Source organism: Chromohalobacter canadensis, assembly GCF_029544075.1.
GTDB classification, from domain to species: Bacteria; Pseudomonadota; Gammaproteobacteria; order Pseudomonadales; family Halomonadaceae; genus Chromohalobacter; species Chromohalobacter canadensis_A.
The window spans coordinates 125,603-141,435 of sequence record NZ_JAJQJH010000002.1 but is presented as its reverse complement, the minus strand read 5'-3'; the positions used below and the strand labels follow the sequence as shown (position 1 = coordinate 141,435).

Sequence of the window (15,833 nt, the reverse complement as noted above, 5' to 3'; positions counted from 1 at the left end):
CTTGGCTTGAGGTCAGGAAAAGGCGGAGCCAGTGGCCGGGGACGTTGGCGCATCAGGCGCGGCGTCGCTGTCGCGCTTGCGGGTGTCCAGATCACGGCGGATGGTATCCATGGCGTGATCGTCGAGACCGAAGAACCAGATGGCGATGGCAAGCAGAGCGCTGATAGCAGCGGGAATTAACGTCAGCATCAAGCTGATGGCGTTGAGTGCGTCGGCACTTTGCTGTTCGACGCCGGCTTGGTATCCCCCCCAGGCAAGCAGATAGCCGATCATCCCGCCGGAAAAAGCGAGGCCGAGCTTGAGAAAGAACAGGTTGCCCGCGAAGGAGACCCCAGTATTGCGGGTGCCGGTTTTCCACTCGCCGTAGTCTTCGGCATCGGCCATCAGTGCCCAGGAAATCGGCGTGCCAATGCCATGTAAGAAGTTGACCAGCACGAACAGTACGGTCGCCATAAGCACCCAGCTTCCTGGCACCAGGTAGAGCATCACCGAGGCGAAAATAAGAGCACAGGTACTTGCTAAAAATACGCTGCGCTTGCTGATGCGGTTGCTGCACCAGCTTGAAATGGCGGTGCCCGCGATCTTACCGACGACCCCGGAGGTCACGAACACGGAAATACCGGTAGCTCCCAAACCCAGCACATAGGTCGCGAAATAGATGGCCGCGCCCTGACGCAGGAAAAACTGCAACGCTTGCAGGAAGGTGATGCCCAGGATAATCCGCCATTTCTCGTTTTTGGCCAGTGCTTTGAGTGTCGTCACCAGGCTTTCCTGCTGCTTGGGGGGCGGTTGAACGCGTTCTTTGACCGTGGCAAAGCAGAAGCCGAACATGGCGAGTGCGATCACGGACATGATGGCCATGGTGTACTGAAAACCCTGCGCTTCGTCGCCGCCGCCAAGCAACTCGACCAGGGGCATCAAGGCGCTATTGAGAATCAGGTAGGCCACGCCGACGAGGATAAAGCGCCAGGACTGAAACGATACTCGCTCACGGTGATCGTCGGTGATCACACCGCCCAGCGCGCAGTAGGGAATGTTCACCGCGGTATACAAAAGCGACATCGCGAAATAGGTGGCGAAGGCGTAGCCAATCTTGGCTGAGTCCGACCAGTCGGGGGTGGTGAACATCAGCACACAGGAAGCGGCCAAGGGCACGGGAATAAACAGTATGTAGGGCCGGAAGCGTCCCCAGCGGCTACGCGTGCGGTCGGCAAGCGCTCCCATGAGCGGGTCTGTGATGGCATCCACGAAGCGCATGGAGATGAAGATGGTGCCAACGACGGCCGGCGAAATGCCATAGACGTCGGTATAGAAATACGAGAGATACATGACGACCGCGGCGAACGTCATATTGTTGCCGGCGTCGCCCATTCCGAAGCCGATTTTCTCCATCACACTGAGTTTGGCGTTACGCATCGCGGGCCCCCGAAGGTTTATTTTTCCTTGAGTCTGCGAAGCGTAGGGGGCGCTTAACTATTGCCGCTAATGTATGTATTCCTTGTTTTTGATATCAAAAATGTTATTAACCAACGCCAAAGCAGGCCATAACAAACACTTCTGTATGTAATGCGACCAAAGGTGCGCGACGAAAGTGGGGGCGATGAGCGGCCGTGAGGTCAGGGTCATTTCATTATGAGAATACGAATATTTATCATAATCGTTGACTATTGTGTTGGGGCTTTCCATACTTCGGCATTTGGAAATGCTCATGAAAGCGACGCCCATGACGCGTCCTCAAGGGAACACAATGAACAAACCATCCTCTCGGTCGTGCGATTTGGGCCTGATGCGCGGCCAAGGCCGCGCGTATTCTCTTTGCAGTTGCACGTTACCGATTGCGCTTTTCTCCTCCGTCGCCGCGTTACTCTCTCCATCAGCCCTGGCCCAGTCCAACGATGCCGATGAGCTGAAGACGGTCACCATTACTGCCCAGAATCTCTATGAGAACGTCGGCTACACGCGCCGCACCACCACGGCGGGCACGCGTTTCGAGCTGAGTCCCAAGGAGGTGCCGCAGTCGCTCAGCATCGTCACCGAGCAGCGCATCGAGGATCAGGATCTACAGGACATCGAAGAGGTCCTTACCAACACCACGGGTGTCTCCGCCAGTCGTATCGACAGCAACCGCGTGTCGTTCTACTCGCGCGGTTTTCGCATCAATAGCTATCAATATGACGGTATTCCCACGCTCAACACGGACAGCCGCTGGTACTTCGGCGAGGGGGCCCAGAACACGGCGATCTATGATCGGGTTGAGGTGGTGCGCGGCGCCAACGGCCTGATGACGGGCGCGGGGAATCCCGGTGCCTCGGTTAATTTCGTGCGCAAGCACGCGGACAGTCGCGAGTTGACGGGGGCGGTATCCGGCACGCTGGGTAGCTGGGACCAGCGCCGCGGCGTGGTCGATGTCACCACACCGCTGACGCCGTCCGGCGATGTGCGCGCACGGTTCGTCGGTGGCTACGACGTCGGCGATTCCTATCTGGACCGCTACTCCGAGCGTGAGAAGTTCGGCTACGCGGTGATCGATGCGGACGTGACCGATAACACCACCCTGTCGGTGGGTTACGACTACCAGAACACGCATGCCTCGTCGCCGACCTGGGGCGGCCTGCCGCTCTGGTACAGCGATGGCAGCGAGACGGATTACAGCCGCTCGTTCAGCGTGGCGCCGGACTGGTCCTACAGCGATTACGAATCGAAGAAAGTATTCGCGCAGATCGATCACCGCTTCGGCAATGGCTGGGAGCTGCGCGGCACGGCGACCCATGAAGAGTCGGATCTGGATTCGCGACTGATGTCGCCCTACTTCGATACCGCCTTCTCTTCATCGCCTGATCCGGTCACCGGTGAAGGCCCCGTTTTTTATACCGGCTGGAATCGCGGTGATCGTGATGTGGATTCTGCCGACGCCTATGTGAAAGGTCCTTTCGAGTTATTCGGTCGCGAACATGAGCTAGTCGTTGGAGGCAGCTACAGCGATCAGGACAACGATTACGAAAGCAGCTTCACGTCCGGGCCTATCGACGTCGGCGACTTCGATGACTGGGGCGGGGCGACGGGGGAGCTTGATTGGCCGGCATTTTCTCCGTCGGAAAGCGCGAGTACTCGCCAGCAGGCCGTTTACGGCGTGGCGCGCTTCTCGTTGGCCGACCCGCTGACGCTGATCGTCGGCGCACGCTATACCGACTGGCATGGAAGCACCTGGTCGAGTGGCCTGGGTAACCACTCGCAGGACGAAGACGATATTACCCCGTATGGCGGCCTGGTCTATGACATCAACGATGTCTGGTCCACTTACTTAAGCTATAGCGAGATTTTCCAGCCCCAAAGCTATCGCCTGGAGGGCGGCAACGGCTATCTGGATCCCCTCGTGGGCAAGAACTACGAGACCGGCATCAAGGCGGCCTGGTTCGATGGATTGCTCAACGCCTCGTTCTCGGTGTTCCGGCTCGAGCAGGACAACGTGGCCGATATCGTCAGTACGCCTGGCTCAGCCATTACGACTGCGACTCCGGTCAGTGACGTCGTCAGTGAAGGCTTCGAGGCCGAACTGACTGGCGCGGTGACCGACGATCTCGATATGACCGTGGGGGTTACCCACTACACGGCGACGTCCGCGGAAGGCTCGTTCAACACCGATCGCCCACGTACCCAGGCCAATCTGTTCGCCAGCTACCGCGTGCCACAGTGGCGTCAGTTGACGATCGGTGGGGGCGCTAGATGGCAGAGCGACACCTTCATCGACGATCAGGCCGCGCCCGGTGGAACCCGCGACTACGAGCAGAGTAGCTACGCGGTCGCGAATGTCTTCGGTCGTTACCAGTTCACGCCGCAGCTGGCGCTACAGGTCAACGTGAAGAATCTGTTCGACGAGAAGTACTACAGTTATTTCGACACCTACGGTGTCTATGGCGAACCACGACGGGTGACCTCGACGCTGACCTATTCGTTCTGAATGTCCTGGCGGGCCCCGGCGCATGTGCAAACGCCAGGGTCTGCCAGCGTCTCGGCCTCTAGCCGGCTGGCCGTTTCCACGCCTCGAACCATCCCAGTCCCGCCCGCGTGCCGGCACGGGGCTTGTACTCACAGCCGATCCAACCCTCGAACCCGTCTGCGTCCAACTGTTGGAAAAGCCACGGATAATTCACTTCACCGGTATCGGGTTCGTGACGCTCGGGAACGCCAGCGATCTGAATGTGGCCGACCCCTGAGCGATGACGCCGATAGGTCGTCCAGATATCTCCATCCATGATCTGGGTGTGGTAGAAATCCATCTGCACCTTGACGTTGGGCTCGCCCAGTTCGGCCACGATGGCGTGCCCCTCGGCCTGATGATTGAGGCAGTACCCCGGCATGTCGCGGGTATTGATGGGCTCGAGCAGCAATTCGAGGTCGTGCTCGGCGAGGCGGCGGGCGGCATGGCGCAGGTTGTCTAGGTACACCGCGCGCCATGTTTCCCGTGAAACATCCTCAGGTGCCAGCCCTGCCATGGCGTGCAGACGCGGACAGTTCAGCGCCCGGGCGTAACGAATCGCAGTCTCGACGCTTTCGCGGAATTCCGCCTCGCGCCCCGGTAGGGCGGCGATGCCGCGCTCGCCGGCGTCCCAGTCGCCCGGCGGCAGGTTGAACAGCGCCTGCTGCAAGCCATGACGCTCCAACTCGGCGGCGATGTCATCGGCCGCGAACGCATAGGGAAACAGGAACTCGACCCCTTCGAAGCCGCAGGCGGCGGCCTCGGCGAAGCGCTCCATGAAGGGCACCTCGTTGAACATCATGGACAGGTTGGCGGCAAAGCGGGGCATGGGGAGACTCCTTTCAGAAAAGGCTTACCAGTGGGCGCCGAAGGCCTGACGAAGCTCGTCGATTTCCGCTTCGCCCAGGGTGCGCACGTCGTGCTGGCGTAGCAGGAGATACAGCTTGGCGGTTTCTTCCAGTTCCTCGATGGCGTTGCGTGCCGCTTCCAGGGTTTTGCCCGCCACCACGGGGCCGTGATTGGCCAGCAACACCGCGCCATGGGTCTTGGCATGCTCGCGTATCGCGTCGCCGAGGGCGGGATCGCCGGGGCGATAGTAAGGAATCAGCGGCAAACGCCCTACGCGCATGACGAAATACGGTGTGATGGGGGGCAGACAGGAGCGTTCATCGAGGCCGTTGAGACACGAGACCGCCGCCGAGTGCGTGGCATGCAGGTGAATGATGCCGCCGGTATCGGGACGCTGATCGTAGAAGGCGCGGTGCAGGAACGACTCCTTGGTCGGTGGCGCGCCGTCGAGCAGGTTGCCGTCCCAGTCAAGTTTGGAAATCGCGGCGGGATCGAGGGCGCCGAGGCTGGCGTTGGTCGGCGTCATCAGCCAGCCGTCATCGAGCTTAGCGCTGATGTTGCCGGAGGTGCCGGGCGCCATGCCCAATAGTCGGAAGGCGCGACCGATTTCGGCGATCTCCTCGCGCAGGCGATTCTCGGTGGTCGTGGTGCTGATGTGGCTCATGGCAACATCCCCCATGCCTTGGTCATGAAGTCCTGGGCGCCGAAGTTGCCCGACTTGAGGGTCAGGGCGAGCGGCGCCGGGGTGCCAAAGGTGGTGGTCCAGGGCACGCCGGGGTCGATGCTCGGGCCGATGCGCAAGCCTTGCACCCCAAGCGCGTTGACCACTGCGCCAGAGGTTTCGCCTCCCGCCACGAGCAAGCGTCGTACGCCATGGTGCTCGACGAGGGACTGGGCGATCTCGGCCATGGCGTGTTCGACCAGGGCCCCCGCTTCCGCGACGCCAAGGGCCTCCTGCGCCCGTCGCACGTCTTCCGGCGAGGCGCTGGCATACAGCAGTACCGGGCCACGGTCGAGATGCTCTTCGGCCAGCGCGAGCGCCGCCGCGATGACCTCTTCGAAATCATCGGCCAGGGCCAAGGCGTCGAGGTGATAGCTCGGATAGTGCTCGCGGCCATGCTCGAGCTGCGCCAGGGTGGCGCGCGAACAGCTGCCGCTCAAGATCGCTTCTCGCCCGGCGATAGCGGGTAATGCATCGGCTTGTCCCGCCGCAGGCAATCGGTCGGCCAGGTTGGCGGGCAAACCCAGGGCCAGGCCGGAGCCGGCGGTCACCAGGGGCAGATGGCGGCAGGCGCGTGCCAGCGTATGTAAATGCTGGGTGTCGATGGCGTCGCAAATGGCGATGCCCACGCCCGCCGAGCGCAGCGCCTGGATGCGGGCCTCGACGGCCTCGGCCCCCTCGCTGAGCGTGGCGTAGTCGATCAAATCGACCCGCTGGTGCGTCTGGGCTCCGAGAACGCGCACCAGATTGGCATCCGTCATGGGCGTCAGGGGATGATCCTGCATGCCGCTTTCGTTGAGCGGCACGCCACCCGCGAACAGGTAGCCGTTGTAGACGGTGCGCTGGTTGGCGGGCAGTGCCGGGCAGGCCACGGTGAAGTCGGTGTCCAGCGCCGTCATCAGCGCGTCGGTCACCGGCCCGATATTGCCTGCGGGCGTGGAGTCGAAGGTCGAGCAGTACTTGAAGTAGAACTGCTCGCAGCCTTGGGCCTGCAACCACGCCAGCGCTTCGAGTGACTGCGTTACGGCCTCGTCGGCGGGCAAGGTGCGCGATTTGAGGGCGACGACCACGGCCTCGACGTCGTCGTCCAGCGCCGTCGAAGGGACGCCGATGGTCTGCAGCGTGCGCATGCCGGCGCTGACCAGCATGCTCGCCACGTCCGTGGCGCCGGTGAAGTCGTCAGCAATGCATCCGATGATGGGCATCGTCATTCCTCCTCCCCTGTATCGGCATCGTTGGCCGCGTGAGACGGCAACCCAAAGCCCGGAAACGTCTTGATCACGGCGGCGTCATCGTCGCCGCCATGGCCTTGTGCCGAGGCTTGGGTAAACATGGTGAGTGCTTGACTGGTCAGCGGCAGGGGAAACTTGTCGCGATGGGCGGTGTCGTGGACCAGGCCCAGATCCTTGACGAAGATATCCACTGCCGAACGCGGCGTGTAATCGTCTTCGAGAATGTGTGGGACGCGGTTCTCGAACATCCATGAATTGCCGGCGCTCTGGGTGATGACCTCATAAAGCACCTGTGGGTCGCAGCCGCCGCGTATGCCATAGGCCATGGCCTCGGCGGCAGCGGCGATGTGCACGCCCGCCAACAGCTGGTTGACCAGTTTGACCTGTGAACCCTGTCCCATCGCGTCGCCAAGGCGGAAGACCTTGGCGGCGAGGGCGTCGAGGACGTCCTCGACGCTATCGAAGACATCGGCCGGCCCCGAGGCCATGATCGTCAGCGCGCCTTGTGCGGCCTTGGCGGCGCCACCGGAAATCGGTGCGTCGAGCAGACGCAGGCCCCGGGTGGCGAGCTCGTCGCCCAGGGCGACCACGGCGTCCGGCGCGCAGGTGGCGCACGAGATGACCACGCTGCCGGGCGCCAGGCCGTCGGCGATGCCCTGCGGCCCGAACAGAACCTCGCGGGTCTGTTCGGCGTTGACGACCACGCTGACGACGACATCGACGTGGGCGGCCATCTCGGCGGGCGTGGCGACCGCCTGACCACCGTGGGCCTCGAACGCCTGCCGGGCATCGGGCCGCAGGTCGCAGCCCCAGGTAGTGAAGCCAGCATCGACCAATGACGTCGCCATGCCCATTCCCATCGACCCCAGGCCGATGATTCCCACGCGTGCACGTTGTGCTTGTGTCATCTCGCGTTCCCCTGTCGTTAGTTAGAACGGCCGTTGGTTAGACCGGCGTGTCGGTTTCGGTGTCCTCGAGACGTTCCAGCAGATCCGTCGGCGCCTGGCGCAGACGCCATTCGGCATGTTCAAGATGGCGCGCGGCGGCTTGGGCGGCGGCGTCTTCGTCGCCCTGCTCGATGGCATCGACGATCGCTTGATGCTCCTCGATGACCTGCGCCATGAACGTTTCGCGTAGCGACTCATTGGTCCGCGTCACGGTAATGGCGTGATGCAGGAAGCGATTGTAGAAGTCGATGACGGCGGTGAAGTGGGTGTTGTTCGAGGCCTCGGCGATGGCGCGGTGAAAGGCCATGTCCTGATCGACGCCATCGGCACCGATTTCGACGGCTTCATCGATATCGGCCATGGCATTGCGAAGACGGCGCAATTGGGACGGCGTTCGACGCTGGGCCGCCAGCCGTGCCGCCTCGACTTCCAGGGCTCGGCGCAGTTCGAGCAGGCGGATGATCGATTGCAACGATGGGTCGGGAATCGCCAAGCGTAACGCCACGGTGGGTACCTCGGCGACGAAGCTGCCGCTGCCGCGACGTGACGTGACCAGGCCGGCGTTGCGCAGCATGGAGATAGCTTCGCGTACCACCGAACGGCTGATGCCATAGCGTTCGCCCAGCGCGGCCTCGGTGGGCAGACGCTCGCCGGGACGCATCTCGCCGGTATGGATGGCATGCGTCAACTGCCGTGCGACCTGCTCCGAGAGTTGCGCGCCACGGGTCGGTTTTTGGGTCTCTTGGTTGGTGATCACCGCAGTTCCTTCGTTTATCGCTGCGAGGCGTGGTGCGGCCTCGCCAGTGATAGCGCTGGGGCGTCTCCGACTAATGGCGGTGTTGCCCCAATGGATTTGTCAGACAACATTATAAATAGCGCGGTGGCGACACAATACGTCTTTGGACCAACGTCGCACTGCCAGTGGAGATTCATGCGAAGCGCCGCTTCGCTCGACCGAGGAGAAGTGCATGCAAGTCATCGTGACCGGAGGTGCTGGCTTTCTCGGCGCGCGCTTGATCCAGACGCTGCTCGAGGAAGGACAGCGTATCGAGGGAGAGACGATTACGCGGGTGACGTCGATCGATCTCGCGCCCTGTCCTCTCGACGATCCACGCGTCGAGTCATGGGTCGGGGATGTCGCCGACAAAGCGCTGATCGAGCGCGCCATGGGCGACGATACTCTCGCCGTGTGCCATTTGGCGGCCGTGGTCAGCTCCCAGGCGGAGGCCGATTTCGAGTTGGGAATGCGCGTCAACCTCGAGGCGACGCAGGCTCTGCTCGATGCCTGTCGTGCTCATCCGCGCCGCTTGCGTTTTTTATTCGCCAGCTCGCTGGCCGTATTCGGTCCGGGACTGGAACAGCCGGTGCCGGAAGTGGTCGGGCCTCAGCCGCGCTCTTCCTATGGCGCGCAAAAAGCCATCGGCGAGCTGTTGGTCAACGACTACAGCCGACGGGGCTTCATCGACGGACGCGTCTGCCGGCTACCGACCATCGTGGCGCGACCCGGCAAGTCCAATCAGGCGGCCTCTTCGTTCGCCAGCTCGATCATTCGCGAACCGCTGGCGGGGCAGCGTGCCGTGTGCCCCGTGGACCCCGAACTGCCGCTTTGGTTGTCGTCGCCGCGCGCGGTGGTCGGCAATCTTCGACATGCCTTGCAGCTCGACGGTGACGCGCTGGGCGAGTGGCGCACGCTTAACTTGCCAGGCATCACCGTGACGGTGACGCAACTGCTGGACGCATTGGAGCGCCAGGCAGGGGCCGAGACGCGGTCGCTGGTGGACTTTGAGCCGGATGCCGCCATCGACAAGATCGTTGCTAGCTGGCCGGGAGCCCTGGAGATTGAGCGTCCGCTATCGCTGGGGTTCCAGGCCGATGCCGATGTCGACGCCGTAATTCATGCCTATCGCGAGGATTACCTGAATACCTGACGCCCGTCGAGGCCCGGCGGCTTTAGTGGCCGCCCGTGGCGTCGGCGACATTCCACGCACGCTTGCATCCTTGGATACAACAACGCTGCTCAGCCAGTCACAACAATGCACAGGAGTACGCCACCATGACGGAAACCGCCGCAGGTCCACAGGTCATCATCGGCCTGGGTATCGCTATCTTCGTAATGATCGCGCTGGTATTGAAAACCCGCGTGCATGCCTTGCTTGCGCTCATTATCGCCGCCTCGATCGCTGGCTTGATCGGCGGCATGCCGCCCAATGCGGTGATCGGAGCGATCACCGACGGCTTCGGGAGCACGCTGTCGACCATTGGCCTGGTCATCGGTTTCGGGGTGATGATGGGACGTATCCTCGAAGTCTCGGGTGCCGGTCAGCGCATGGCCTACTCCATCCTCAAGATGCTCGGCAAGGAGCGCGAGGACTGGGCGATGGCGTTGACCGGGTACATCGTTTCGATTCCGATTTTCTGTGATTCCGCTTACGTGATTCTGAACCCGCTGGTCAGGGCGCTGGCGCGCAATAGCGGCCGTTCGGTCCTGGCGTTGGGCATCGCCCTGGCGTCGGGGCTGGCCATCACCCACAGTGCGGTGCCACCGACGCCAGGGCCGCTCGGGGTAGCGGGTATCTTTGGCGTCGATGTTGGCCTGATGATCGCCTGGGGGATCGTCTTTACGATACCTGCCTTGATCGTCATGGTGCTTTACGCACGGTTCATGGGGCCGCGTATCGAGGCGATGATCGAACGTGACGTGCCCGATACTCTACGTCGCGATGAAGACGAAGAAGACCCTCTCGCCGGTCAGCGCCCCATGGAAGAGCTGCCTACGTTGTTGAAGTCGGTACTGCCCATCGCGTTGCCGATTGCCTTGATTTTCTGCAATACGCTGGTCACCGCGCTGGTGGGCGAGAGCGACAATCCTGCTCTGGCGGTGCAAATCATCCAGTTCGTCGGTCACCCGGTGATTGCCGTGGGCATCGGGGTCCTGGTGGCAGTGTACGGACTGGTACCCAAGATGCCGCGCGACCAGGTGTTGTCGCATCTCGAAAAAGGCGTCGAAAGCGCCGGCATCATTTTGCTGGTGACCGGTGCCGGGGGCGCTCTGGGGGCAGTATTGCGTGCCAGTGGGGCCGGCGATTACATCGGCGAGAGCGTTGCGTCGCTGGCCATGCCGGCCTTCTTGATTCCCTTCATCATCGCCACGCTGGTGCGTTTCGTACAGGGTAGCGGCACTGTCTCGATGATTACCGGGGCGTCGATTTCCGCCCCGATCCTGTCGTCCATGCCGGATGTCAATCTGGTGCTGGCGGCCCAAGCGGCGTGCCTGGGTGGGCTGTTCTTCAGCTACTTCAATGACAGCTACTTCTGGGTCGTCAATCGCATGCTCGGCGTGAGAACCGCCAAACACCAGCTGCTGGTGCTATCGGTGCCCACGACGCTGGGGTGGGCGGCCGCACTCGTCGCCTTGTTCATCGCCAACGCCTTCGTGGGTTGAATGCTATTCGCTGTGCCTGGAAGAGGGAAAACGCTATGCAAATCACGCAGGTCAGAGTACGTGTCTTCGAGTGACCAGGGCTTCACGGCGATGAAGATGCGTTTCGGTTACGGGCCCAAGGATGGGCCCCGCGGCATGCACGAGAACCTCTAGAGCGTGGCCGCGGTGCGCGAGGTAATTGGCGAGGACATCGACCTGATGGCCGATTGTTACATGGGATGGAATCTCGACTATGCCCGCCGCATTGGGCTTGACGTTCAACACGCGCCATCTCGACCGCTTCCACATCATCGAGTGACAACGCGCAGAGTTGCCCGACCGAGGAGAGGGGCATGCAAGTCATCGTGACCGGAGGTGCCGGTTTTTGATGTCGGAAAGACGTCGAGTCAGAGAGCCTGGTGCGGTAGCGGTATGCAACTAAAGTTTTATAGGTAATCGTGCGCGAACGGCGGAGGATAGAACAAGACGAACGTCGAAGGCGGCGGTGCCGCGCGTGGTAAGAACGAGGGCCATATGACCGAGCTTGCAGATCAACGTTGCCAGTTACCCAACTGGCGCGACCGAATGATGAGTGCCGATGAGGCGGCCACTCTGATCGATGACGGTATGGTCGTCGGTATGAGTGGATTCACCCGTGCCGGGGAAGCCAAGGAAGTGCCACTGGCACTGGCTCGGCGCGCTGAGTGCGATCCGCTCAATATCACCCTGATGACTGGCGCCTCGCTTGGCAACGACATCGATGGCATCTTAAGCGATGCCCACGTACTGGCACGGCGCATGCCTTTCCAGGTCGACCGCAGATTGCGTACTGCGATCAACGCAGGCGAGGTGATGTTCACCGACCAGCATTTGTCAGAGACCGTCGAGCTGTTGCGCAACAAGCAGCTCGGCAAGCTGGACGTTGCAGTGATCGAAGCCGCGGCCATCACTGCCGATGGTGGCATCGTGCCGACGGCTTCGGTCGGCAATTCTGCCAGCTTTGCGATTCTAGCCGACAAGGTGATCGTCGAACTCAACCTGACCACGCCTGAGGCGATGATCGGGCTGCATGACATCTACGTGCCTGGCATGCGTCCCGACCGTCAACCGATCCCGGTGACAGCGCCGGATTCGCGCATCGGAACGTCTCATATCCCCATCGATCCGGATAAGATCGCCGCCATTGTGCTGACCCAGGGCCACGACAGCCCCTCGACCGTAAACCAGCCCAACGACGCCACGCGGCGCATCGCCCGCCACCTGATCAGGTTCTTCGAGAATGAGGTGAACGAGGAACGATTGACGCCCTCGCTGCTGCCACTGCAGGCCGGTATCGGCAGCATGGCCAATGCCGTCATGCATGGCCTGATGGAAGGCCCTTTCGAAGGACTGACGATGTACTCTGAAGTGCTGCAGGATAGCACTTTCGATCTGCTCGACAGCGGCAAGATGACATTCGCCTCCGGCAGTTCCATCACGCTCTCGTCGAGCTGCGGCCAGCGCGTGTGGAATAATCTCGAGCTCTACAAGGATCGTGTCGTGCTACGGCCTCAGGAGCTCTCGAACCATCCCGGCATCGTGCGCCGGCTGGGAGTGATCGCGATCAACACCGCGCTGGAGATCGATATCTATGGCAACGTCAACTCGACCCACGTCAACGGCACCCACATGATTAACGGTATCGGCGGCTCGGGAGACTTCGCTCGCAACGGTCAGTTGTCGATCTTTATCACCACCGCGACGGCCAAGGATGGGGATCTGTCTAGCGTGGTACCTTTCGCCAGCCACGTCGATCATACCGAGCACGATGTCGATATCGTGGTCACTGAAAATGGCTTGGCCGACCTGCGTGGCTTGGCGCCTCGCGAGCGGGCCCGCCGGATCATCGAGAATTGTGCCGATCCCTACTACCGTCCGGCGTTGGCGGACTACTTCGAAGCCGCCTGCGAACGTGGTGGGCATACGCCCCATTGTCTGGAGCGGGCGCTGACCTGGCACGCTACCGCACGGCGTGACGGCTCGATGCGCGCTGTTGTCGAAGCCGTTTCGGCACCCGCGACCGAACTCTTGCCGGACACCTGAGAGCTATCCCGGCACGGTCATTTCCGCGATGTCAAACCATGAAACCCGCTACATAGCGGGATTTGTCGTCGTGATACGTCAACATCGAGGCGTGCCATGTCAAATAATGGCAAGGGTGGCCAACCACAATGAGTGTCGTCGCAACGCACCTGCCGGGTGCGCTCATGCACTGCCCCGTACCGCGATTGGCTCGGGGCCGGACCGAGAAGCTCTTCCATGAATCGAAACGTCATTCTTACCTGTGCCATCACCGGCGCGGGGGACACCGCCGATAAGCATCCCGACCTGCCCATCACGCCCAAGCAGATCGCCGACAGCGCCATCGAGGCCACGCGCGCCGGGGCGAGCATCGTGCACTTGCACGTGCGTGACCCGGAAACCGGCGGGGTGAGCCATTCCACCGAGTACTTCCGCGAGGCGGTGGGGCGCATCCGCGAGGCGGACGTCGACGCGGTCATCAACATCACCGCGGGCGGCGGGGGCGACCTTTTCCCCGAAGTTCGTGACGGCGCCATCCATGGCCTCGAAGGCACCGATCTGCAGACACCGGCGGAGCGCCATGCGCCGGTCGGCGAGCTGTTGCCGGAAATCTGCACCCTGGATTGCGGCAGTCTCAACTTCGGCGACATGGTCTATCTCAACACCGCCGATTGGCTGCGCGAGCATGCCCGCCTGGTCAAGGACGCGGGGGTGAAACCCGAACTGGAGTGCTTCGATCTGGGCCACGTTTGGTTCGCGCGCCAGTTGATCGAGGAAGGCCTGATCGAGGGCGATCCGCTGTTTCAGCTCTGCCTGGGGATTCCCTGGGGCGCCGAGGCGGACACCGAGACCATGCTGGCGATGCGCAACAAGCTGCCCGCCAACGCTCATTGGTCGGCGTTCGGCATCGGGCGTAGCGAGATGCCGATGGTCGCGCAATCGATGCTGCTCGGCGGTCACGTGCGGGTCGGCCTCGAGGACAATCTTTACCTCAGCCGCGGCGTGTTCGCCACCAATGCTCAACTGGTGGAACGCGCCGCGACGATCGCCGAGAACCTGGGTGGCCGCGTGCAGACGCCGGCCGAAACACGTCAGACGCTGGGTCTGCGCCAGCCATGAGCGACAAGGAGAACATGATGTCTCGACAAGACACGGCCGCAGCGGCCGATGTGCCCGCGCGGGTCGCCGTCATCGGCACCGGCGTGATCGGCAATGGCTGGATCGTGCGGGCTCTGGCGGCGGGCTGCGACGTCGTGGCCTTCGACCCGGCCCCCGGCGCCGAGGCGACGACGCGCGCCTTCGTTGAACGGGTCTGGGATTCGGTGGCGACGACGGGACTCGCCGATACGGCGGACCCGAGCCGGCTGCGTTTCGCGGCCTCGGCCATCGAGGCCGTCGAGGACGCCGACCTGATCCAGGAAAACGTGCCCGAGCGACTCGAGATCAAGCATCGCGTCCTGGCGGAGCTGGATGCACATGCCCCCGAGGGCGTGGTGATCGGCTCCTCGACGTCCGGCATCAAGCCCAGCGAGCTGCAATCGGCCTGCACGCGCGACCCCGGTCGCGTCATCGTCGCGCACCCGTTCAACCCGGTGTATCTGCTGCCGCTGGTCGAGCTGGTGGGCGGCGAGCACACCGCGCCGGTCGTCACCGAGCGCGCCCGGGCCCAGTATGCTGCGCTGGGCATGCGGCCGCTGGTGGTGCGTCGCGAAATCGAGGGCCATGTGGCCGACCGCCTGATGGAGGCGCTGTGGCGCGAGGCGCTGCACCTGGTCAACGACGGTGTCGCCACTACCGAGGAAATCGATGCTGCCGTGGTCTACGGCGCGGGCCTGCGCTGGTCACTGATGGGCACCTTCCTGACCTTCCACCTGGCCGGGGGTGAGGGTGGCATGCGCCACATGCTGCACCAGTTCGGGCCGGCACTGAAGCTGCCGTGGACCAAGCTCGAAGCGCCGGAACTGACCGACGAGCTGATCGAGAAGGTCGCCGATGGTTGCGAGCATCAGGCCGCCGGACGCAGCGTCGCCGAACTGGAGACGCGGCGTGACGCCTTCCTCACCGAGCTGCTGGCATTGACCCGCAAGTACTGGCCGGAGGCCGAAGGGCTCGAGGGGCGCATCTGATGAGTCGGACACCAGACAGCTCGACGTTCGGCCCCTTGCTGGAAACCCGGGTAGCTGATGACTGGGTCGACTACAACGGCCATATGAACGATGCCGAGTACGCGAGGGTCTTCTCGCTGGCCGTCGAGGCGCTGATGGAGCGTATCGGCCTCGATGTGGCGGGGCGAGCCGAGCATGGTTACACGCTCTATACCCTGGAGACGCATCTCTGCTACCGCCAGCAAGCGCATCGTAGCGAGGCGTTGGCGGTCGAACTGACGCTACTCGATCATGATGCCAAGCGGTTGCATGTCTTTTTTACCCTGCGCAACGCCGACGGCGACCCGCTGGCGACCAGCGAGCAGATGTTGATGGGCATCGATGTCGCTAGCGGCCGACCGGGGCCGTTCCCCGAACCGGTCGCGGCGGTTGTCGAGACATTGCCGCCCGCCGGAGACGAGTGGCCGAGCGCCGCGGGGCGGCGTATCGGAATAGTACGCCGCTAAGGAAGCGCCGGATAA

13 protein-coding genes are annotated in these 15,833 nt (G+C 62.6%); 7 read left to right on the top strand and 6 right to left on the bottom strand.

All coding sequences use genetic code 11. The features are described 5' to 3' along the window. Positions 1 to 12 precede the first annotated feature (12 nt). Complete coding sequence (locus LUN51_RS04295) at positions 13 to 1,416, bottom strand: glycoside-pentoside-hexuronide (GPH):cation symporter (RefSeq protein ID WP_277810281.1); 1,404 nt, start codon at positions 1,414 to 1,416, stop codon at positions 13 to 15. A gap of 331 nt (positions 1,417 to 1,747) precedes the next feature. On the opposite strand from LUN51_RS04295, the gene fhuE reads away from it, so the two are divergent. Next, the gene (gene fhuE / locus LUN51_RS04290; RefSeq protein ID WP_277810280.1) at positions 1,748 to 3,958 is read left to right on the top strand and encodes a ferric-rhodotorulic acid/ferric-coprogen receptor FhuE; all 2,211 of its coding nucleotides are present in this window, start codon (positions 1,748 to 1,750) and stop codon (positions 3,956 to 3,958) included. Positions 3,959 to 4,016: 58 nt separating this feature from the next. Here fhuE and otnI read toward each other — a convergent pair whose 3' ends face one another. Genes otnI through LUN51_RS04265 form a run of 5 tightly spaced genes read right to left on the bottom strand, consistent with a single transcriptional unit; the run spans position 4,017 to position 8,482 of the window. Beyond that, a complete protein-coding gene (gene otnI, locus LUN51_RS04285; protein WP_040240128.1) occupies positions 4,017 to 4,805 on the bottom strand; it encodes a 2-oxo-tetronate isomerase in 789 nt (262 codons plus the stop codon). 24 nt (positions 4,806 to 4,829) lie between these two features. Then, positions 4,830 to 5,489 carry a 3-oxo-tetronate 4-phosphate decarboxylase gene (gene otnC, locus LUN51_RS04280; RefSeq protein ID WP_246894362.1) on the bottom strand — a complete coding sequence of 220 codons (660 nt, stop codon included), beginning with the start codon at positions 5,487 to 5,489 and terminating at the stop codon, positions 4,830 to 4,832. Beyond that, positions 5,486 to 6,751: a 3-oxo-tetronate kinase gene (gene otnK / locus LUN51_RS04275; RefSeq protein WP_347276506.1), complete on the bottom strand. Its 1,266-nt coding sequence runs from the start codon at positions 6,749 to 6,751 to the stop codon at positions 5,486 to 5,488. The genes otnC and otnK overlap by 4 nt, the downstream gene beginning before the upstream one ends. Before the next feature lie 2 nt (positions 6,752 to 6,753). Continuing rightward, complete coding sequence (gene ltnD, locus LUN51_RS04270; RefSeq protein ID WP_261507744.1) at positions 6,754 to 7,686, bottom strand: L-threonate dehydrogenase; 933 nt, start codon at positions 7,684 to 7,686, stop codon at positions 6,754 to 6,756. A 37-nt stretch (positions 7,687 to 7,723) separates the two neighbouring features. Continuing rightward, positions 7,724 to 8,482 carry a FadR/GntR family transcriptional regulator gene (locus LUN51_RS04265; RefSeq protein WP_261507743.1) on the bottom strand — a complete coding sequence of 253 codons (759 nt, stop codon included), beginning with the start codon at positions 8,480 to 8,482 and terminating at the stop codon, positions 7,724 to 7,726. Positions 8,483 to 8,693: 211 nt separating this feature from the next. On the opposite strand from LUN51_RS04265, the gene denD reads away from it, so the two are divergent. From denD to LUN51_RS04235, 6 genes are all read left to right on the top strand, one after another. Further along, the gene (denD, locus tag LUN51_RS04260) at positions 8,694 to 9,653 is read left to right on the top strand and encodes a D-erythronate dehydrogenase (protein WP_277810278.1); all 960 of its coding nucleotides are present in this window, start codon (positions 8,694 to 8,696) and stop codon (positions 9,651 to 9,653) included. Positions 9,654 to 9,778: 125 nt separating this feature from the next. After that, positions 9,779 to 11,167: a GntP family permease gene (locus LUN51_RS04255; protein WP_277810277.1), complete on the top strand. Its 1,389-nt coding sequence runs from the start codon at positions 9,779 to 9,781 to the stop codon at positions 11,165 to 11,167. A gap of 513 nt (positions 11,168 to 11,680) precedes the next feature. Then, entirely contained in the window at positions 11,681 to 13,228 is a 1,548-nt protein-coding gene (locus LUN51_RS04250) for a succinate CoA transferase (protein WP_178999057.1), read from the top strand. Positions 13,229 to 13,444: 216 nt separating this feature from the next. Continuing rightward, the gene (locus tag LUN51_RS04245) at positions 13,445 to 14,326 is read left to right on the top strand and encodes a 3-keto-5-aminohexanoate cleavage protein (protein WP_075368566.1); all 882 of its coding nucleotides are present in this window, start codon (positions 13,445 to 13,447) and stop codon (positions 14,324 to 14,326) included. A 17-nt stretch (positions 14,327 to 14,343) separates the two neighbouring features. Continuing rightward, entirely contained in the window at positions 14,344 to 15,333 is a 990-nt protein-coding gene (locus LUN51_RS04240) for a 3-hydroxyacyl-CoA dehydrogenase NAD-binding domain-containing protein (RefSeq protein WP_277810276.1), read from the top strand. Beyond that, on the top strand, positions 15,333 to 15,818 hold the full coding sequence (locus LUN51_RS04235) for a thioesterase family protein (RefSeq protein ID WP_277810275.1): 486 nt from the start codon (positions 15,333 to 15,335) through the stop codon (positions 15,816 to 15,818). Before LUN51_RS04240 ends, LUN51_RS04235 begins: the two co-directional genes overlap by 1 nt. The last annotated feature ends 15 nt before the right edge of the window (positions 15,819 to 15,833 follow it).